This window comes from Phytopseudomonas argentinensis, assembly GCF_900113905.1.
Taxonomy (GTDB): domain Bacteria; phylum Pseudomonadota; class Gammaproteobacteria; order Pseudomonadales; family Pseudomonadaceae; genus Aquipseudomonas; species Aquipseudomonas argentinensis.
In genome coordinates this window covers 1,492,042-1,512,462 of sequence record NZ_FORC01000001.1, presented here as the reverse complement: position 1 = coordinate 1,512,462, position 20,421 = coordinate 1,492,042, and the positions used below count along the sequence as shown (strand labels likewise).

Here is a 20,421-nt window from a genome sequence, read left to right as displayed (position 1 = left end):
CCATGAAATGGCAGCCATAAAAAAACCTCCCCGGCACAACCGGGGAGGTTTCGTCGCGCTACCAGCGGTAGCGAGCCTGGCTTAGACGCTGTAGTACAGGTCGTATTCCAGCGGGTGCACGAAGGTGCGCACCTTGATTTCTTCTTCCGATTTCAGCTCGATGTAGGCATCGATGAAGTCGTCGGAGAACACGCCGCCCTTGGTCAGGAACGCACGGCCCTTGTCCAGCTCTTCCAGGGCTTCTTTCAGGCTGCCGCACACTTGCGGGATCAGCTTGCCTTCTTCCGGCGGCAGGTCATACAGGTTCTTGTCCGCCGCGTCGCCAGGGTGGATCTTGTTCTGGATACCGTCCAGGCCCGCCATCAGCAGTGCTGCGAAGGCCAGGTAAGGGTTGGCAGCCGGATCCGGGAAGCGCGCTTCGATGCGGCGGGCTTTCGGGCTGGATACGTAGGGGATACGAATCGAGGCCGAACGGTTACGGGCCGAGTAGGCCAGCATCACTGGCGCTTCGAAGCCTGGAACCAGACGCTTGTAGGAGTTGGTCGACGGGTTGGTGAAGCCGTTCAGGGCCTTGCCGTGCTTGATGATACCGCCGATGAAGTACAGGGCGGTTTCCGACAGACCGGCATAGCCTTCACCGGCGAAGGTGTTCTTGCCGTCTTTGGAGACCGAAATGTGTACGTGCATGCCCGAACCGTTGTCGCCGTACAGCGGCTTCGGCATGAAGGTCGCGGTCTTGCCGTAGGCATCGGCAACGTTGTGTACGCAGTACTTCAGAGTCTGGGTTTCGTCGGCCTTGGCCACCAGGGTGTTGAACTTCACACCGATTTCGTTCTGGCCGGCAGTCGCCACTTCGTGGTGGTGAACTTCGATGACCAGGCCCATTTCTTCCATGGCATTACACATGGCAGTACGGATTTCGTGGTCGTGGTCGCACGGCGGAACCGGGAAGTAACCGCCTTTGACGGCGGGGCGGTGGCCCTTGTTGCCGCCTTCGACGTCCTGGTCGGTCATCCAGGAACCTTGTTCGGAGTAGATCTTGAACATGGAGCCGGAGATGTCGGACTTGAACTTCACTTCGTCGAAGATGAAGAACTCTGGCTCCGGCCCTACGAAGACGGTGTCACCGATACCGGTGCTCTTCAGGTATTCCTCGGCGCGACGGGCGATGGAGCGCGGGTCACGATCGTAGCCCTGCATGGTGCTCGGCTCGATGATGTCGCAGACCAGGATCAGGGTCGGCTCTTCGGTGAACGGGTCGAGCACGGCAGTGCTGTCGTCCGGCAGCAGGATCATGTCGGAGGCTTCGATGCCTTTCCAGCCATGGATGGAGGAGCCGTCGAACATCTTGCCGACTTCGAAGAAGTCTTCGTCCAGGGCGTCACGGGCCGGCATGGTCACGTGGTGCTGCTTGCCCTTGGTGTCGGTGAAGCGCAGGTCTACCCACTTCACGTCGTGTTCTTTGATCAGTTGAACAGCCTTAGACATGTTGTCCTCCAGGTGGATAGGGTCTCTGTTGACCCTTCTTTGAGTTCGTGACGCCGGGCCAGATAGTCTGCCAGGACACCCTGCCTCACAAGGGAGCAATATGCATGCCAGTGCCCCGTGATGGACGCATGCCCGGAAAATCAGCGCTGTAGCGGGTGTTGGTGCCATAAAAGCAGACAGGAAGGCTCTTTGTTGGTGCGCTTTATCCGTGATTTGCTCTGTTTTGGTGCGATGACAGATTGTTTGCGGATTTTCGATCAAAGGTTGAGCAATTTCCTTTATAATCCGCGCCCCTGTTTTTCAGGCTCTGGCCCCCGACATTTGCTCCCATGAAACTGATCGTCAAAGTCTTCCCGGAAATCACCATCAAGAGCCCGCCGGTTCGCAAGAACTTCATTCGGCAGCTGGCCAAGAACATCCGCGTGGTGTTGCGTGATCTCGACCCGCAGCTGCAGGTGACCGGTGTCTGGGACAATCTGGAAGTGAAGACCGAGGCGGCCGAGCACAAGGTGCTGCAGGAAATCATCGAGCGCCTGAGCTGCGTACCGGGCATCCAGCATTTCCTGCAGATCGACGAATACCCGCTGGGCGACTTCGACGACATCGTCGCCAAGTGCAAGCTGCATTATGGCGAGCTGCTGGCGGGCAAGATCTTTTCGGTGCGCTGCAAGCGCGGCGGTCGGCATAGCTTCTCCTCCATCGACGTGGAGCGCCATGTCGGCAGCCAGCTGCGCCAGCAGTGCGGCGCTGCCGGTATCGACCTGAAGAAACCCGAGATCGAAGTTCGTATCGAGATCCGCGACCAGCGCCTTTACGTCATTCACCATCAGCACCCGGGCCTGGGCGGCTACCCCCTGGGTTCGCTGGAGCAGACCCTGGTACTGATGAGTGGTGGCTTCGACTCCACCGTGGCGGCTTACCAGATCATGCGCCGCGGCCTGATGAGCCACTTCTGCTTCTTCAATCTCGGTGGCCGTGCCCACGAACTGGGGGTGATGGAAGTCGCCCACTTCCTGTGGCAGAAGTACGGTCGCTCGCAGCGCGTGCTGTTCATCAGCGTGCCGTTCGAGGAAGTGCTTGGCGAGATTCTCGGCAAGGTCGACAACAGTTATATGGGCGTCACCCTCAAGCGCATGATGCTGCGCGCCGCCAGCCGCCTGGCCGAGCGCCTGCAGATCGATGCGCTGGTGACCGGCGAGGCGATCAGCCAGGTGTCCAGCCAGACCCTGCCGAACCTCTCGGTGATCGACTCGGTGACCGACAAGCTGGTGTTGCGCCCGCTGATCGCCAGCCACAAGCAGGACATCATCGACACTGCCGAGCAGATCGGCACCGCCGAGTTCGCCCGGCACATGCCTGAATATTGCGGCGTGATTTCGGTGAACCCGACCACCAAGGCCAAGCCCCAGCGTGTCGTCTACGAAGAAGAGCAGTTCGACATGGCGGTGCTCGATCGTGCCCTCGAACGTGCGCGGCTGATCGCCATCGACCGGGTCATCGAAGAACTCGGCCAGGACGTGCAGGTCGAGGAAGTCGCCGAGGCCTTGCCAGGCCAGGTGGTGATCGACATCCGCCACCCCGACCAGGCCGAGGACCAGCCGCTGGAGCTCGATGGCGTGGAGGTCCGGACGTTGCCGTTCTATGCCATCAACAACCGTTTCAAGGAACTGGATGAGAACCGCCAGTACCTGCTGTATTGCGACCGAGGCGTGATGAGTCGCCTGCATGCCCACCACCTGCTGAGCGAGGGACATGCCAATGTGCGCGTTTATCGTCCGGCATAAGACGCCCGGGCTCAATGGCGGCAGCATCCGCCATCGCCCTCCCGACCTGATCGGCGATGTATTTGTCGCCACACAGCGTTAACAGACTGCCTTTATCCTTACTTCCGATTTTTCGCGTCGGGCCGCTGAATGCAACTGCTGGGTAGCCCGACCCAACCTACGAGACCACTACTGTGATCGAGAATCTACGCAACATCGCCATCATTGCCCACGTTGACCATGGCAAGACCACCCTGGTCGACGCCCTGCTGCGTCAGTCCGGTACCCTGGAGCGCAGCGAGCTCAACGACGAGCGCGTGATGGACAGCAACGACCAGGAAAAAGAGCGCGGCATTACCATCCTGGCCAAGAACACCGCGATCAAGTGGAACAACTACCGCATCAACATCGTCGACACCCCCGGTCACGCCGACTTCGGCGGTGAAGTGGAGCGCGTGATGTCGATGGTCGACTCCGTACTGCTGGTGGTTGACGCCCAGGACGGCCCGATGCCGCAAACCCGCTTCGTGACCAAGAAGGCCTTCGAAGCCGGCCTGCGTCCGATCGTGGTTATCAACAAGATCGACCGTCCGGGCGCGCGTCCTGACTGGGTCATGGACCAGATCTTCGACCTGTTCGACAACCTTGGTGCCACCGAAGAGCAGCTGGACTTCCAGGTCGTCTACGCCTCGGCCCTGAACGGCATCGCCGGTCTGGACCACACCGACATGGCCGAAGACCTGACCCCGCTGTACCAGGCTATCGTCGACCACGTTCCGGCCCCGAACGTCGACATCGACGGCCCGTTCCAGATGCAGATCTCGGCACTGGACTACAACAGCTTCCTGGGCATCATCGGTGTTGGCCGTATCGCCCGTGGTCGCGTCAAGCCGAACACCCCGGTCACTGCCATCGACACCGAAGGCAAGAAGCGTAACGGCCGCATCCTCAAGCTGATGGGCCACCACGGCCTGCACCGCGTGGACGTCGAAGAAGCCACCGCCGGCGACATCGTCTGCGTCAGCGGTATGGACGAGCTGTTCATCTCCGACACCCTGTGCGACCAGAACAACGTCGAAGCGATGACCCCGCTGACCGTCGACGAGCCGACCGTATCCATGACCTTCCAGGTCAACGATTCGCCGTTCTGCGGCAAGGAAGGCAAGTTCGTCACCAGCCGCAACATCAAGGAGCGTCTGGACAAGGAGCTGCTGTACAACGTTGCCCTGCGCGTTGAAGAAGGCGACTCGGCCGACAAGTTCAAGGTCTCCGGCCGTGGTGAACTGCACCTGTCGGTACTGATCGAGAACATGCGCCGCGAAGGTTTCGAAATGGGCGTTGGCCGTCCTGAAGTGATCATCCGCGAAGTCGACGGCGTCAAGCACGAGCCCTACGAAAACGTCACCATCGACATCCCGGAGGAATCCCAGGGCAAGGTCATGGAAGAAATGGGTCTGCGTAAAGGCGACCTGAGCAACATGGTGCCGGACGGCAAAGGTCGTGTACGCCTGGAATACAACATCCCGGCGCGTGGCCTGATCGGCTTCCGTAACGCCTTCCTGACCCTGACCAACGGTGCAGGCATCCTGACCTCGATCTTCGACCGTTACGACGTGATGAAGTCGGGCCACATGTCCGGCCGCCAGAACGGCGTACTGGTATCGATCGATACCGGCAAGGCACTGACCTACTCCCTGGAAACCCTGCAGGCGCGCGGCAAGCTGTTCGTCGAGCACGGCCAGGAAATCTACAACGGTCAGATCATCGGCCTGAACAGCCGCGACAACGACCTGGGCGTCAACCCAACCAAGGGCAAGAAGCTCGACAACATGCGTGCTTCGGGTAAAGACGAAACCATCGCCCTGGTGCCGCCGGTTCGCTTCACCCTGGAGCAGGCGCTGGAATTCATCCAGGACGACGAGCTGTGTGAAGTCACTCCTAAGTCGATCCGTCTGCGCAAGAAGATCCTCGACGAAGGCGAGCGTACCCGCGCAGCCAAGAAAGCCAAGAACTGATCCGGTTCTAGCTGACTAAAAAGCCCCCGCCGGCTCACACCGGCGGGGGCTTTTTTATGGGCGCTGCCGATGGGGCAGAGTCGCCATACCGAGCATTGTTTGCCGGTTGCCAGGAACAATCGGTTTCTGCGTTGTCTGTGCCGATGCGCAGGCGAGCAGTCGGGTTCGGCGTGATGTTCACCTGCCACATTTGTGATCGACTGCATCATCCAGCCCGTGTGTGCAGCCCCTATAATTCGCGCTCTGCCAGGCCCGCGCCCGGCATGGATGATCTTCTCTTCAAGGATTCGAACGCATGCAGTGGATTTTCATGCTGATCGGGCTGGTACTCGGTGCCCTGGTGCTGGGCGCCGTGAGTGGCGAAGCGATGGCCGGTGCGCTTCTGGGTGCCTTCGTGGGGCTGGCGGTAGGGCAGGCGCTGGCGCTGCAGGCGCTGAGGCTTCAGCATGAGGCGCTGCGCAAGTCGCTGGCAGGACTGATCGAGCGCTTCAACCAGGGCACGGGCGATCTGCATGAGCGCCTGCTGCGCCTGGAGACGGGCGCGCCTCCGCAGGCCGATGACGCGGCCGAATCCCATCATGAGCCAGTTGCGCAGCCTGCTGTCGAGCAGGCCGCTGCGGCGCCGGTCGAGCCAGTCGTGGAGCCTGAGTGGGAACTCGAGCTGGTATTGCCTGCCGCCTCGCCTGGCGAGCCGGTGGTACAGGCGAGCCCTGAGCCCGTCTCGGAGCAGCCTGGCGTGCCGCCTGTCACGGCGGCTGCGCGGGTCACCGAGCCGCCGGCGCCCGGCCTTCTCGAGCGCGGCATCACCGCGGCGCGGGACTGGCTGCTGGGGGGCAATACCGTGCTGCGCGTGGGCCTGGTGCTGCTCTTCCTGGGCCTAGCCTTTCTGCTGCGCTATGCCTCCGAGCGGGTGGTGGTGGCCATCGAGTTGCGCTACGCCGGTGTGGCGCTGGCCGCAATTGCGCTGCTGGCGCTAGGCTGGTGGCTGCGCCGGCGGCGCCCGGCCTATGCCTTGCTGATGCAGGGCGGCGGTATCGCCGTGTTGTACCTGACGGTGTTCGCGGCCATGCGCCTGCATCCCTTGCTCACGCCGCAGGTCGCGATGCTGCTGATGGTGGTGGTGACGCTCTGTTCCGCCGTGCTGGCCATCCTGCAGGACGCCCGCGGGCTGGCTGCGGCAGCTGCGCTTGGCGGCTTCGCCGCGCCAATCCTGGCCTCCAGCGGTGGCGGCAGCCATGTCGCGCTGTTCAGCTATTTCGCCCTGCTCAATGCCGGGATCTTCGCCATCGCCTGGTTCAAGGCCTGGCGCGAGCTCAACCTGATCGGTTTCGTCGGCACCTTTGGTATCGGTCTGGCCTGGGGCCTGCGCTCCTACACCCCGGAGTTGTGGCTCAGCACCCAGGCTTTCCTGTTGCTGTTCTTCCTGATGTACGTGGCCATCGGCCTGCTGTTCGCCCGTCGCTGCCTGCTCGAGGCGTCGAGCGAGCCGGAAAACGATTCTCGCCAGGCCCTGCTCGAGTGGTCGGCGCGCCAGGCGGGTTACGTGGATGGCAGCGTGCTGTTCGGCACGCCCCTGGTGGGCTTCGGGCTGCAGTACGCGGTGGTTCAGCACCTGCCCTTCGGCCCGGCGTTCAGCGCATTGGCCATGGGCCTGCTGTACATGGTGCTGGCCCGGGTGCTGGTTGCCCGTGCGCCGGGGCGTGCCGTGCTGCTGATGGAAACCTGCCTGGCGCTGGGCGTGATCTTCGCCACCCTGGCCATTCCACTGGGGCTGGATGCCCGCTGGACCTCCGCTGCCTGGGCGGTCGAGGGCGCTGGCCTGTACTGGCTGGCGTTGCGTCAGCAGCGCTTGTTCGCGCGCCTGTTCGCCCTGCTCCTGCAAGTGGCCGCCGCTGCGGCCTATCTGTGGGACATACGCTTGGGTTACGACACCTTGCTCACGGGCTCGGCGCTCGGCGCGCTGATGCTGGGTGTGGCGCTGCTGTTCAGCTTCCTGCAACTGCGCGGGGCGGCAGACGCCGCCACGGATCGCGAGCGCAAGCTTCAGCCGGCCCTGGCCTATGGCGGCCTGGCCTTCCTCTATCTACTGGCTCCGCTGTGCTTCGGGCCTTACGCCACGGCTGCCGCCTGGGCCGTGGCCGGCGCCGCGACGCTGTTCGCCGGGTTGTCGCTGGGCACCCGCAGCCTGCTGACCGGCGCCTTGGTGGTGCAGGTGCTGGGCGGCGTGGTCTACCTGACCTTCAGCGACGGCCTCTATCAGGCGCTGGTCGACGAAACTCAGCGACCGCTCGCCCACCTGACGTTCTGGGCGCCCGTGCTGCTGGCGCTGGCGGGCCTGTTCTGCGCCTGGCGCCTGCACCTTGCCGGGCGCCTGAGCCGCGCCGATCTGTGGCCGATGGCACTGCAGGAGCTGTCTCATATGGCGCTGGGCTGGTTTGCCGCCTGGTGGCTGCTGGCAGCGTTCAGCGAGATCACGCGTTTCGTGCCGGACCCGCTGCAGGCCCACGTGTTCCTGCTGGTCGCGGTGGCCAGCCTGGCCGCCACCAGCCTGTTCGCTCTGCACCAGCGCTGGCCGGCACTGGCGGTGCTCAGCCTGGCCCTGGTGCCGCTGGGCTTCGCCGCCGTGCTGTTCGCCTGGCATCTGGGCTATCACCCGGTGGCAGACCTTGGCTGGCTTGCCTGGCCAGCGCTGTTCATCGTGCATTTGCTCATGCTGCGGCGCATGGCCGGGCTGGCGCCCGAGGTGCTGGTGCGCATCAGCCATGTGTTCGGCTGCTGGCTGCTATTGGGCGTGGTGGCGCTGGAACTGCGCTTCCTGTTCGCTGCCCTGGCCGACCATTACAACGCCTGGCGCTGGTTGGGCTGGGTGCTGGTGCCGTGTGCCTTCCTGATGCTGATGAACGTGCGCCGGACGCTGCCCTGGCCGATTGCGGCCTATCCGCGGGAATACCGCAGCTATGCGGCGTTGCCAGTCGCCGTTCTGCTGCTGGGCTGGTTCTGGCTGGTCAATCTGCTCAGTGACGGCTCCGCCGAGCCGCTGCCTTACGTGCCGCTGATCAACCCGCTGGAGCTGGGCATGCTGATCGTGCTCTTCGCCGTGCAACGCTGGGCCCAGGATGGCCTGGCCGTGCTGGCGATCAGGCCGGAGCGACTGCGCCAGGCTACCCAGGTAGTGATTGGCGCTTCGTCGTTCGCGCTGTTGACCATGATGGTGTGCCGTACCGCCGTCCATTGGGGGCAGGTGCCGTTCCAGGCCGATGCGCTGGTGGGATCGCAACTGGTGCAGGCCGGCCTGTCCATCGTCTGGACGCTGATCGCCCTGGGCCTGACCATCACCGGGCATCTGCGCGTGCGGCGTGATCTGTGGATGGTCGGCGCGGCGCTGATCGGTGTGGTGGTGGTTAAGCTGTTCTTCGTCGATCTGGGCAACAGCGGCAGCCTGGAACGGATCATTTCCTTTATCGGCGTCGGCGTGCTCCTGCTGGTGGTGGGCTATTTCGCGCCGCTGCCGCCACGCCGAGAAGCCAGGGCGCAGGTGCCGGCATGAGGCTGAATATCGCGTTGGTGCTGCTCATGCTGGGCACGCCGCTGGTTGCCACGGCCGAGCGTACGGAACGCCCCCAGGACTACGCCGTGACCGTGCCGCTGACCCTGAGCGGCGAGGGGCCCTGGTATCGGATGCAGTTGCCGATGGCGGCCCAGCTCGCCGCCCGGCATGCCGACTTTCGCGACCTGCGCCTGTTCAACGGCGAGGGCGAGCGGCTGGCCTACAGCCTGATTCCCGGTGCCGAGCGCTTTGCCGAGAGCCAGCAGCGTGCCGATCTGCGGCTGTTCCCACTGCATGGCCCGGCAGGGCGCCGCGATGCCGTGCCGACCCTGCGCGTGCAGCGTGGCGATGATGGCTCGATCATCGAACTCGCCGAGCCGGCCGCCACTGCCGAGCTGTTGCGTGGTTGGTTGCTGGACGCCAGCGCCACCGACTTTTCGCTGCAGCGCCTGTACCTGGAGTGGCAGGCCGAGAGCGAAGGCTTCCAGCGCTTCAGCATCGAGGCCAGTGACGACCTGGATCATTGGCGGCCAGTGGGTGAGGGGCAGGTCGCCCGGCTGAGCTTCAATGGCGAGCGCATCGACAAGAGCGAAGTGGAGCTGCCGACTATCCGGGCGCGCTACCTGCGCCTGCTGTGGCTGGCGCCTGAGCAGGCCGCCAACCTCAGCGCTGCCAGCGTCAGCGGCACGCGCAGCACGGCCGAACCGGCTGCGCTGATCTGGTCGGCGGCGCTGCAGGGGCAGGCGGATGAGCAGGGCGTCATCTGGACCATGCCGATGGCCTTGCCACTGGAGCGCGTGCGCATCGACATCGAGCAGGCCAACAGCCTGGCTCCGGTGGTGCTGCAGGGGCGGCGCGACAGCAAGGCGCCATGGGTGCCGCTGGCGAACTCGGTTCTCTACCGACTGCCTGGTGATGGTCACGAGCTGGTGCAGGATCAGATCGAGCTGCCGTCCTGGCCGGTCAGCCAGTTACGCTTGCAGGTCGACAGCCGTGGCGTTGGTCTGGGGTCGAGCGAACCGCGGATGCACCTCGCCATGCGCGCCACCGAGCTGCTGTTTCTGGTGCGCGGCAGTCCGCCCTATCAGTTGGCCCTTGGCCGGGAGGATGCCCAGGCGGGGAGCCTGCCGGTCACCACCCTGGTGCCCGGCTTCGATGCACAGCGCCTGGTGGGTATGGGCCAGGCTGTCATCGCTGGTCAGATTGCGCAGGCCGAGGTAGCGCCCGCTTCTACAACGGCGGAGCCCCGCTTCGACTGGAAGCGCGCCGGTTTGTGGGCGGTGCTGCTGGTCGGTGTCGGCGTGCTGGTACTGATGGCGCTCAGCGTGCTGCGTGCGTCCCGCGGACGCTCCTGACCGGAAAACTCAGTCGCGGCTAACGCTGTGGCGGGCCGCTTCGGCAGGCGCGTCCAGCACCAGCTCCTGGATCGCTTCGCCGACCTGCTCGAACAGCTTGCCGGCCTCGACGTCCTCATCGAGCGCCTCGGCGCAGGCAAGGATCACCAGGGCGTCGTCACCTTGCGGGTTGGCGATGCCCATATGGCAGGCGCGGTGTAGTTGGGTACCGGTCTTCTGGACGAAGGGCAGCTGCTCGCTCAGGCCGGCCTCCAGGCGATAGGCCTCGTAGCTGTCCAGGCCCATGATGTCGTAGAGCAGCCTGGTGCTTGCGTCGGACAGCAGCTCGCCCTTGGCCAGCTTGCCCATCAGCCTGCCATAGGCGACCAGGGTGGCGCTGTTCAGGCCACTTGCGTAGTAGCGCCGGTAGGCTTCGTCGAGGTCGCTGATCTCGAGCTGAGCGGTTTGCAGATTCAGGGCGTTGGCCACGGCCTCGACCCGTTGAGGGCCGAGCGGGGCGGCGGCGATCTCGACGATCTGACGGTTCTCCAGCGAGCGCCCGTCCGGGTGTAGCTGCCCATAGAGTTCACGGCGAACCTCGAGCAGGCGCGTCACCTTGCCGAAACCATTGTCCGCAGCTGCGGCGATGCGCTCGTTGACTCGCGCTTCGCCGGCCACGCGGATCAGCATGTCGGCGGCGGTGTTGTCGCTTTCCTGCAGCATCTCGCGCAGCAGTTCGCCGACGCTGTAGCGGGCGCCGGCGTCTTCCCACACCAGGCCGCCGGAGCCGTCTACCCGGTCGCCTTCCTCCAGGGTGATCGGCTGGTCGAGCTGCAGCTTGCCGTCATCGACTTCCTGCAACACGGCGATGGCGATCGCCGCCTTGGTGGCCGAGGCCAGGTACCAGGTGCGCTCGGCCTGGTAGTTCAGCTCGCTACCGTCGTGCGGGCGCAGCAGATACACGCCCAGCTTGCCAGGGGAGGCGTTCTCGAGTTCACCGAGACGCTGATGCAGTGCCTCGAAGCGCGCGTCACGCTGGGGCGTGGCCCATAGCCACAGCGAGACCGCGGCGCAGCCAAGCAAGGCGATGCTTGCCAGCAGGACTTTCATGGGCAACCCCTCAATTGAGCGCGTCACGCGTGAGCACGCCAGACGCTGTCAGCGCTTCGCCAACCTGGCGCAGGCTGCGCTCGGCCTTGGCCAGGGACTGCTGGCCCTGCACGCAGGCAACCACCAGCACCGGTTCGGCGGCGCCCCGGGCGGGTGCTTCGATCAGCCCCGAGTCGCAGATACGTGCGCGCTGGGTACCGGTCTTGTGGGCGAAGCGCGCGTCTTTCGGCAGCCCGGCGACGATGCGCTGGCGGCCGGTCTTGACCCGGCCCATGACCTCGAGCAGGTAGTCGGTTTGCGCCTTGCCCAGTGCCTGGCCGCTGGCCAGCCGTTCGAGCAACCCGCCGTAGGCGGAGAGCGTCGCGGCGTTGAGGTTGCTGCGGTAATAGTTGGCGTAGGCGGCGTTCAGGCTGATCGGTGCCAGTGCCGAGCGCGGTACATCAAGCAAGGTTGCCAGGCGCGCCAGGCGCTCGTCGTCCTTGCGCGCCTGGCGCAGGCTCAGCAGGTCGCGGCCGCCCAGTTGTGCGGCGCGTGGATGCAGTTCGCCGTAGATATGCCGGCGCACGTCGCCCAGCGTGGTGATCGGCTCGAAGCCCTCGGGCACCAGTTCGCGCACCAGGGCATTCACGGTATCCAGGCCGGCCAGGCGGATCAGCCGGTCGGTGGCGGTATTGTCGCTGTAGATGATCATCTGCTCGAGCAGGAAACGCACGCTCAGGCGTTCGCCGGGGCCGTGCTGGTTGGTGCTGCCGGCACCGTCGACGAAGTCATTGGCGGCCAGCGGCAGGCGCGTATCGAGCTGCCAGTCGCCGCGCTCCACACCACGCAACACGGCGATGGCCACCGGCACCTTGATGCCGGAGGCCATGTACCACCGCTCATCGGCGCGCAGGGTCACCGCCAGGTTGCTGTGCAGGTCCTTGACGTACACACCCAGCTCGCCGTCCTGCCTTTCGGCGACGGCCTGCAGGCGTTCGAGCAGCGGTTCCTGCCAGGCTGGCCGCCCGGTGTCGGCCGTAGCGGTGCTGGCCAGCAACGGGGCAAGGGCAATGAGCAGGGTACTGGCGAGTGCGCGCGGGTGCATGCAAATCCTCCGGGGGGCGGTGCGAGCCGGTGTGGAGGATTCGAGGTGCTGAGGCGCGGGGGTGTTCAGGCAGGCGGGTAACCAGACGTTGCAGGCTTACTTCGGTCGCCAGGCGCAGTAACCGGGGCGCGGGCCGATCTTAGGGTGATTGCGGCAGGTGTCCGGGCGGCGCTCGTAGATGGTGCACAGCCGGGTCTTGCGGTCCAGGTAATAGCAGTCGTTGTTGCTCATGCGCGTCAGGGTGAAGATCCCCGATTTCTGGTTGAAACGCTCGACCAGGCCGTCTTTCTGCAGGCGCTTGGCAATGTTGCGCGGCGGCTCGCCGCGCTCGAATTCGTCGACCACGCCGATGCGGATCAGGTCGCCGATGCGCACCTCCACCGGCAACTGACAGCAGCTGGAAATGCAGCTATGGCACATGTCGGCGGTGTAGCGCGCCCAGGTATCGAGGCGGTCTATTTCCGCAGCGGCGATCAGGTTGCTTTTCATCTCGGAGGGTTTCGCGTGGTGGGCGGCGCGCGATCATAGCGATGTTGCGGAAATTGTGAACAGCTATCCGCCGGCTGGCTTTCGTTCTGCACGGGCTGCGTTCGCGACAGGGCAATAAAAACCTGCTGAAAATGTGATGACTTGCAGTATTGTAGCGACGAAAATTCTTGCCCTACCTGTCTGCACCCTCTAGTGGCTCGCGGCTCGGGTTGACTCTAGGCTGCCAGGCGACCGGCCCTGGCCTCTTTCCTGAGCCGTTGCAATGGACACGTCCACCTTGCTTGCCTCTCTCACACGCTGCGTTGCAGCGCTTCAGGCCATTGCTCGCCCTCAGGCGGGCGGGGTGGCGGCATGAATTCATGCCTGGTCAACGCCTGGCGCCTCGACGTTGCCGTGCTGCTCACCGTGGTGGTCTGCGTAGGCGGCGTGCTGATGACCCGCTGGGTGATCAACCAGCGCGATTTCCCAGGGCGTGACACCTTCATCCTGATGCACCTGGCCAGCATGTGGTGGATGGCCATGGCCGGCCTGGAAGTGGCCTCCGTGGCGCCCGAGTGCAAGATGCTCTGGGCCACCATGTCGTGGCCGGGGATCATCAGCGTGCCGACCTTCTGGGCGGTGTTTCTCTGGCAATACGTCAGCAGTGTGCGCAAGCCGCTCAGCCGGCGTTCGATGCTGGGCATGATCCTCATGCCGCTGCTGATCTGGCTGATGGTGCTGAGCAACCCCTGGCACGGCCTGTTCTACGGCCCCGCCACCGGGCCGGTATCCGACGAGCCGGGGGCGCCGGTCTACTACGACCATGGCCCGCTGTTCTACGCCACTGCCGTGTACGTCTACCTGTTCATGAGTTTCAGCCTGGGCGTGGTACTGCGCGCGGCGCTGATCAGCCATGGCGTGCACCGGCGCCATTATCTGGCGTTCGTGCTGGTCACCGCGGTGCCCTGGTCGGCGAATATCGCCTACGTGGGCTTTGGAATGGTGGTATTCGGCGTCGACCCGACGCCCTTCAGTTTCGTCTTCACCCTGGCCGCCTTCTCCTGGCTGATCCTCGGCGTGCGGCTGTTCGACATGGTGCCGGTCGCCCGCCATCTGCTGCTCGAAGCGCTGCCCGACCCGGTGATGGTGGTCGATACCCAGTGGCGGGTGATCGAAGCCAACCAGGCGGCCCTCAAGCTGGGCGGGCTCGAACGCAGCTGGCAGGGCCGCAAGCTGCAGGACTGGCCAGGGTTTGGCAGCGACCTGCAGTTGCAACTGCTCGAGCAGGGCGAGCTGCGCGAGCCGCTGCTGATCCAGAGCGACAGCGACCATTACTTCGAAGTGCGCATGCGCCCCATCGAGCGGCTGACCCGTCACGGCATGCTGCTGCTGGGCCAGTTGCTGTACCTGCGCGACGTCACCCAGCGGCAGATAGCCAAGCTCAAGCTGGCCGAGGCGCTGGCGCTGAGCGAGGAGCGCCTGCGCACCATCAGCAGCCTGCACGAGCAGCTGCGTGAGCAGGCCCTCTGCGACCCGCTGACCGGGCTCTACAACCGCCGCTACCTGGACGAGCTGTTCGGCCGCGAACTGGCCCGCGCCCGCCGCGAGAACGCACCGCTGGCGTTGGCGCTGATCGACCTGGATCACTTCAAACGGCTCAACGACGAGTATGGGCACCTGGACGGCGACGATGTGCTCAGGAGCGTGGCTCAGTATCTGCTGGTGAACTTGCGCAGTTCCGATACGGTCTTTCGTATCGGCGGCGAAGAGTTCCTGCTGATCCTCCCCGGTGCCGATGCCCGCGAAGCGACCAAACGCCTCGAGGCCATCTGCCAGGGACTGGCGCAAAAACCGATCGAAACCCGCAGTGGCGTGCGCCACGTGACCCTCTCGGCCGGCCTGGCGCTATGGCCCGAGCAGGGCAGGGCGCTCGACGAGCTGCTGCAGGCTGCCGATGCCGCCTTGTATGAAGCCAAACGTCGCGGACGTAACCGCGTGTGCAGCCTGCTGCCGCGCGTTACCGCTCAGGCGGCTGAGGCACCCGTTCCTGGAAAGGGTTAAACTCCTTTCGATTACCTTCCTTCCCGGAGTCCTTCATGTCCCGCGTTACCCTGAGTCGTTACCTCATCGAGCAGACCCGTAGTCAAAACACCCCGGCCGATCTGCGCTTCCTGATCGAAGTGGTGGCGCGTGCATGCAAGGAAATCAGCCATGCCGTGTCCAAGGGCGCCCTGGGCGGCGTGCTCGGCAGCATGGGCACCGAGAACGTGCAGGGCGAAGTGCAGAAGAAGCTCGACGTGATTTCCAACGACATCCTGCTCGAGGCCAACGAGTGGGGCGGTCACCTGGCCGGCATGGCCTCCGAGGAAATGGACAACGCCTACCAGATCCCCGGCAAGTACCCCAAGGGTGCTTACCTGCTGGTTTTCGACCCGCTGGATGGTTCGTCGAACATCGACGTCAACGTCTCGGTCGGCACCATCTTCTCGGTGCTGCGCTGCCCCAGCGAGTACCTGAGCCAGAACGAAAGCCTCAATGAGCAGGCCTTCCAGCAGCCGGGTACCAAGCAGGTCGCTGCCGGTTATGCCATCTACGGTCCGCAGACCATGCTGATCCTGACCCTGGGCAACGGCGTCATGGGCTTCACCCTGGACCGCGAGCTGGGCAGCTTCGTGCTCACCCACGACAACATCAGCGTGCCGACCAGCACCGCCGAATTCGCCATCAACATGTCCAACCAGCGCCACTGGGAAGCTCCGGTGAAGCGTTACGTGGACGAGCTGCTGGCCGGCAAGGAAGGCCCCCTGGGCAAGAACTACAACATGCGCTGGATCGCTTCGATGGTGGCGGACGTGCACCGCATCCTCACCCGTGGCGGCCTGTTCATGTACCCGCGTGACGATCGCGAGCCAGGCAAGGCCGGCAAGCTGCGCCTGATGTACGAAGCCAACCCGATGTCGTTCATCATCGAGCAGGCCGGTGGTGCCGCCACCGACGGCGTGCAGCGCATCCTCGATATCCAGCCGACTTCGCTGCACCAGCGCGTGCCGGTATTTCTGGGCTCGAAGGAAGAAGTCGAGCGCGTTACCGGCTACCACAAGGCCTGACCGATGGCGCCCTGGCAGCCGCTGCTCGACTGGTGGTTCGGCCCCGCGGGCACGGCCGCGCAGAGCGCTGCCGAAAAGCACCGACTGTGGTTCGGCAAGCGTGATGAACAGGACGCCGAAGCCAAAGAGCGCTTTGGCGTCCTGGTCGAGCAGGCGCTGGCCGGCGAACTGCAGGAGTGGTCAGCCGACCCCCACGGCTGGCTGGCCAACGTGCTGTTGCTCGATCAACTGCCGCGTATGATACACCGCGACACGCCGCTGGCCTTTGCCGGCGATGCGCAGGCTCGCGAGCTGGTCGAGCAGGGCATCACCCTGGGCTGGGATCGCCAGCTGTCGCCGCTGCAGCGGGTGTTCATCTACCTGGTGCTCGAACACACCGAGGAGCCGCTTCAGCAGGCACGCTCGGTAGACCTGTTCGAGCAGCTCGCCAAAGCCGCCAGCGCTGCCGAGCGCGAGCTTTTCGCCGGGTTTCTCGACTACGCCAGGCGGCACCAGCGGGTCATCCAGCGCTTCGGGCGCTTTCCCCATCGCAACGAGATTCTCGGCCGCGTCAGCAGCGCGGACGAGTTGCGCTTTCTCGCGGAACCGGGCTCACGCTTCTGACGTCGAACCGGCATCTGCCACCTATCGGACTACGGAGATCCCCATGCGCCTGCGCTCCCTCGTGCTGTTGCTGGGCTGTGTCGTTCTGGCCGCCTGCGGCAAGGTCAACCAGGAAAACTACGCCAAGCTCTACTCCGGCATGAGCAAGGCCGAGGTCGAAGACCTGCTCGGCAAGCCCAGCGAATGCTCTGGCGCGCTGGGCATGTCCAGCTGCACCTGGGGCGACCAGGTGAGTTTCATCAGCGTCCAGTACGCCGGTGACAAGGTCATCATGTTTTCTGCAAAAGGATTGAAGTAATGAACAAACGCACCCTTGGCTTTCTGACGCTGGGCGCCTTGCTGCTGGTCGGCTGCGCCAATTCCGGCACCGGTGTGGCGCCGCCGAAGACCGTCGAATCCGTCGACCTCGAGCGCTATCAGGGTACCTGGTACGAAGTGGCGCGTTTGCCGATGTTCTTCCAGCGCAACTGCGTGGAGTCCGAGGCGCATTACCGTCTGCAGGATGATGGCAGCGTGGCGGTGACCAACCGTTGCCGCGAGGCCGACGGCCAGTGGAGCCAGGTCGAGGGCCGCGCCGTGCCGCAGGTCGAGGGCAAGACCGACAAGCTGTGGGTGACCTTCGACAACTGGGTCAGCCGCCTGCTGCCCGGCGTGACCAAGGGCGAATACTGGGTGCTGGATCTGGACGACGACTACCAGACTGCCCTGGTTGGCCACCCGAACCACAAGTACCTGTGGCTGTTGTCGCGCACCCCGACTATCTCCAGTGAAGTGCGCGATGAACTGCTCTCCGTGGCCCGCGCCCAGGGTTACGACACCAGTGAGCTGATCTGGCGCGACGGCGCCAAGCCCGCCCAGTAACGCTGCTGCCGGATCCGGTCAGGCTGGATCCGGCAGCACCTTCTGCTTGCATTCACTGCCACTGCAGCCGCGCCAGTTTCCATTGGCCGTCGTCCTCCCACCATTCCAGCTTCACGGCGTAATGCCGGGCGCTGTCGGGGATCAGCCCTTCGGCACCGGTGAGCCCCACCTGTGCATCCGTGTAACCCTTGTCGCGGTAGGTCGCGTCCACGCGGCTGTTCTTGCCCAGGGCCAGTACCTTGACGCTGTTATGACGTAGAAACAGCAGGGTCATGGTGCGCTTGGCCCAGTCCCGATCATTGGCCTGCTGGGCACGAAACTCCTTGTGCAGCTGGTCGAGCACCGCCGCGGTCTTCTTCGCTTCGAGGTTGTCCTGCAGTTGCTGCACGGCGGCTTCCAGCCTGGCTTGCGGGTCGTCCTTGGCGCTGCAAGCGCTCAGCAGCAAGCCGAGCAGTAACAGTGGTGCTGCAAATTTCCGTATCGACATGCCGAATTTCCTTTTCATGGTTATGATGCCCGAACGAGCGCAGTAGCCCGCCACGCGCGAGCGGCCCGAGCCTATCTCAATTATTCCTCAGGAGGGCACCATGCAGACGTTGTATCCGGAGATCAAACCGTACGCCCGTCATGAGCTGGCGGTAGATGCCCCGCACGTTCTCTACGTCGACGAGAGCGGCTCGGCGGATGGTCTGCCGGTGCTGTTCGTGCACGGTGGCCCTGGGGCGGGGTGCGATGCGGCCAGCCGCCGCTACTTCGACCCCAACCTGTACCGCATCGTCACCTTCGACCAGCGCGGCTGTGGTCGCTCCACGCCCCACGCCAGCCTGGAGAACAATACCACCTGGGATCTGGTCGCCGACATGGAGCGTATCCGCGAGCACCTGGGCATCGACAAGTGGGTGCTGTTCGGCGGCTCCTGGGGCTCGACCCTGTCGCTGGCCTATGCCCAGGCCCACCCGGATCGGGTGCAGGCGCTGATCCTGCGTGGCATCTTTCTGTGCCGGCCACAGGAATTCAAATGGTTCTACCAGGAGGGCGCCAGCCGGCTGTTCCCCGATTACTGGCAGGATTACCTGGCGCCGATTCCCGCCGACGAGCAGGGCGACCTGATGCAGGCCTTCTACAAGCGCCTGACCGGCTCCGACCAGATCGCCCAGATGCACGCCGCCAAGGCCTGGTCATGCTGGGAAGGGCGCACCGCCACCCTGCGGCCCAACCCGCAGGTGGTCGAGCGTTTCGCCGAGAGCCTGCGTGCGCTGTCGATCGCCCGCATCGAGTGCCACTACTTCGTCAACGACGCCTTCCTGGAGCCCAACCAGTTGCTGCGTGACATGCCGAAGATCGCCCACTTGCCGGGCATCATCGTGCATGGCCGCTATGACGCCATCTGCCCGCTGGACAACGCCTGGGCGCTGCACCAGGCATGGCCCAACAGCGAGCTGCAGATCATCCGCGAGGCGGGCCATTCGGCAGCCGAGCCGGGCATCGCCGACGCCTTGGTGCGCGCCGCCGACGAGATTGCCCACCGCCTGCTCGACCTGGCGCCGGACGAAGCATGAAGGCACTGCTGCAGCGCGTTGCCAGCGCCCGTGTGGATGTCGCCGGGGATACAGTCGGTGCCATCGACCAGGGCTTGCTGGTGCTGATCGGCATCGAGCCGCAGGACAGCGAGGCCAGTTGCGCCAAGCTGCTGCACAAGCTGCTCAACTACCGGGTGTTCAGCGACGCGGCAGGCAAGATGAACCTGTCACTCAAGGATATCGGCGGCGGTCTGTTGCTGGTCTCGCAGTTCACCCTGGCCGCCGACACGCGCAGTGGCCTGCGCCCGGGTTTCTCCACCGCCGCGCCGCCTGCCCTGGGTGAAGCGTTGTTCGATCACCTGCTCGAGCAGGCCCGCACGCAGCACCCTCAGGTCGCCAGTGGCCGTTTCGGCGCCGACATGCAGGTGCATCTGATCAACGACGGGCCGGTGACCTTCCTGCTGGAAACTTGACGACGCCCGATTACTGGCCTGCTTCTTGCCTTCTCTGCAGCGGCTGCAAGCTGCCCTTTGTCGCTGATCTGGCGTGTATCTCTCGCCATCGGCGGCGATCACGGTTAGCATGCCGCGCCGCCTTCACGAAGGGCCTGCTGGTCGCACCGCACTGGTGCATGAGCCTGAGCCGGCCCAACATACTCGTCTGTCTTTCAGGAGCAAGAATGAAAAAGCTTGTCGCCTCACTGCTGTTATCCGTCTGCGCCTTTGCCGGCATCGCCCAAGCTGGCGTCATCGACGACGCGGTCAAGCGCGGTACCCTGCGCGTGGGTATGGACCCGACCTACATGCCGTTCGAAATGACCAACAAGCGCGGCGAGATCATCGGCTTCGAAGTCGACCTGCTCAAGGCGATGACCAAGGCCATGGGCGTCAAGCTGGAGCTGGTGTCCACCTCCTACGACGGCATCATCCCGGCCCTGTTGACCGACAAGTTCGACATGATCGGCTCCGGCATGACCCTGACCCAGGAGCGCAACCTGCGCATCAACTTCTCCGAGCCCTTCATCGTGGTCGGTCAGACCCTGCTGATCCGCAAGGAGCTGGCTGACAAGGTCAAGAGCTACAAGGACCTGAACAGCGCCGACTACCGCATCACCTCGAAGATCGGCACCACCGGCGAGATGGTCGCCAAGAAGCTGATCGCCCAGGCCAAGTACAGCGGCTTCGACAACGAGCAGGAAGCGGTGATGGACGTGGTCAACGGCAAGGCCGACGCCTTCATCTACGACGCCCCGTACAACGTCGTGGCGGTGAACAAGGCCGGTGCCGGCAAGCTGGTGTTCCTCGATCAGCCGTTCACCTTCGAGCCCCTGGCCTTCGGCCTGAAGAAGGGCGACTACGACAGCATCAACTGGATCAACAACTGGCTGCACCAGATCCGTGAAGACGGCACCTACGATCGCATCCACGCCAAGTGGTTCAAGAGCACTAATTGGCTGAAAGAAATGGAATAAGCGGAATCTGCCCACGACCTGCTGCGCGTCGGTCCTGCTGCGTTGAAGAC

Annotated in this window: 17 protein-coding genes; 12 read left to right on the top strand and 5 right to left on the bottom strand. The window is 64.4% G+C overall.

Going from position 1 to position 20,421, the window contains the following annotated elements; translation table 11 throughout:
• Window positions 1-81: 81 nt before the first annotated feature.
• A complete protein-coding gene (glnA, locus tag BM154_RS06835) occupies window positions 82-1,488 on the bottom strand; it encodes a glutamate--ammonia ligase (RefSeq protein ID WP_074881588.1) in 1,407 nt (468 codons plus the stop codon).
• 329 nt (window positions 1,489-1,817) lie between these two features.
• Between glnA and thiI the strand changes: the two genes are divergently transcribed.
• The 4 genes from thiI (at window position 1,818) to BM154_RS06815 (ending at window position 10,168) form a co-directional block, all read left to right on the top strand.
• Window positions 1,818-3,272, top strand: a complete 1,455-nt coding sequence (gene thiI / locus BM154_RS06830; protein WP_074881587.1) for a tRNA uracil 4-sulfurtransferase ThiI — start codon at window positions 1,818-1,820, stop codon at window positions 3,270-3,272.
• Window positions 3,273-3,445: 173 nt separating this feature from the next.
• Window positions 3,446-5,266 carry a translational GTPase TypA gene (typA, locus tag BM154_RS06825; protein WP_074881586.1) on the top strand — a complete coding sequence of 607 codons (1,821 nt, stop codon included), beginning with the start codon at window positions 3,446-3,448 and terminating at the stop codon, window positions 5,264-5,266.
• 295 nt (window positions 5,267-5,561) lie between these two features.
• Window positions 5,562-8,813 (top strand): DUF2339 domain-containing protein, encoded by a 3,252-nt coding sequence (locus BM154_RS06820; RefSeq protein ID WP_074881585.1) that lies wholly within the window; start codon window positions 5,562-5,564, stop codon window positions 8,811-8,813.
• Window positions 8,810-10,168 (top strand): DUF3999 domain-containing protein, encoded by a 1,359-nt coding sequence (locus BM154_RS06815; protein WP_074881584.1) that lies wholly within the window; start codon window positions 8,810-8,812, stop codon window positions 10,166-10,168. Before BM154_RS06820 ends, BM154_RS06815 begins: the two co-directional genes overlap by 4 nt.
• 9 nt (window positions 10,169-10,177) lie before the next feature.
• Here BM154_RS06815 and BM154_RS06810 read toward each other — a convergent pair whose 3' ends face one another.
• The 3 genes from BM154_RS06810 to BM154_RS06800 all read right to left on the bottom strand — a co-directional run bounded on the left by BM154_RS06810 (window position 10,178) and on the right by BM154_RS06800 (window position 12,830).
• Window positions 10,178-11,257, bottom strand: coding sequence for a serine hydrolase (locus tag BM154_RS06810; protein ID WP_083414463.1), 1,080 nt, complete (start codon window positions 11,255-11,257; stop codon window positions 10,178-10,180).
• A 10-nt stretch (window positions 11,258-11,267) separates the two neighbouring features.
• Window positions 11,268-12,341 carry a serine hydrolase gene (locus BM154_RS06805; RefSeq protein WP_074881583.1) on the bottom strand — a complete coding sequence of 358 codons (1,074 nt, stop codon included), beginning with the start codon at window positions 12,339-12,341 and terminating at the stop codon, window positions 11,268-11,270.
• A 96-nt stretch (window positions 12,342-12,437) separates the two neighbouring features.
• On the bottom strand, window positions 12,438-12,830 hold the full coding sequence (locus tag BM154_RS06800; protein ID WP_074881582.1) for a YkgJ family cysteine cluster protein: 393 nt from the start codon (window positions 12,828-12,830) through the stop codon (window positions 12,438-12,440).
• Window positions 12,831-13,181: 351 nt separating this feature from the next.
• Between BM154_RS06800 and BM154_RS06795 the strand changes: the two genes are divergently transcribed.
• Genes BM154_RS06795 through BM154_RS06775 form a run of 5 tightly spaced genes read left to right on the top strand, consistent with a single transcriptional unit; the run spans window position 13,182 to window position 17,380 of the window.
• Entirely contained in the window at window positions 13,182-14,870 is a 1,689-nt protein-coding gene (locus BM154_RS06795; protein ID WP_074881581.1) for a histidine kinase N-terminal 7TM domain-containing diguanylate cyclase, read from the top strand.
• A gap of 35 nt (window positions 14,871-14,905) precedes the next feature.
• Window positions 14,906-15,916 carry a class 1 fructose-bisphosphatase gene (locus tag BM154_RS06790; protein WP_074881580.1) on the top strand — a complete coding sequence of 337 codons (1,011 nt, stop codon included), beginning with the start codon at window positions 14,906-14,908 and terminating at the stop codon, window positions 15,914-15,916.
• A 3-nt stretch (window positions 15,917-15,919) separates the two neighbouring features.
• A complete protein-coding gene (locus tag BM154_RS06785; protein ID WP_074881579.1) occupies window positions 15,920-16,519 on the top strand; it encodes a DUF924 family protein in 600 nt (199 codons plus the stop codon).
• Window positions 16,520-16,562: 43 nt separating this feature from the next.
• Entirely contained in the window at window positions 16,563-16,817 is a 255-nt protein-coding gene (bamE, locus tag BM154_RS06780; RefSeq protein WP_074881578.1) for an outer membrane protein assembly factor BamE domain-containing protein, read from the top strand.
• Entirely contained in the window at window positions 16,817-17,380 is a 564-nt protein-coding gene (locus BM154_RS06775; protein ID WP_074881577.1) for a lipocalin family protein, read from the top strand. Before bamE ends, BM154_RS06775 begins: the two co-directional genes overlap by 1 nt.
• A 52-nt stretch (window positions 17,381-17,432) precedes the next feature.
• On the opposite strand, the gene BM154_RS06770 is transcribed toward BM154_RS06775, so the two are convergent.
• Complete coding sequence (locus BM154_RS06770) at window positions 17,433-17,867, bottom strand: hypothetical protein (RefSeq protein ID WP_074881576.1); 435 nt, start codon at window positions 17,865-17,867, stop codon at window positions 17,433-17,435.
• A gap of 100 nt (window positions 17,868-17,967) precedes the next feature.
• On the opposite strand from BM154_RS06770, the gene pip reads away from it, so the two are divergent.
• From pip to BM154_RS06755, 3 genes are all read left to right on the top strand, one after another.
• Window positions 17,968-18,939, top strand: coding sequence for a prolyl aminopeptidase (pip, locus tag BM154_RS06765; protein ID WP_074881575.1), 972 nt, complete (start codon window positions 17,968-17,970; stop codon window positions 18,937-18,939).
• A complete protein-coding gene (dtd, locus tag BM154_RS06760; protein ID WP_074881574.1) occupies window positions 18,936-19,373 on the top strand; it encodes a D-aminoacyl-tRNA deacylase in 438 nt (145 codons plus the stop codon). The genes pip and dtd overlap by 4 nt, the downstream gene beginning before the upstream one ends.
• Window positions 19,374-19,579: 206 nt before the next feature.
• Entirely contained in the window at window positions 19,580-20,371 is a 792-nt protein-coding gene (locus BM154_RS06755; protein WP_074881573.1) for a transporter substrate-binding domain-containing protein, read from the top strand.
• Window positions 20,372-20,421: the final 50 nt, after the last annotated feature.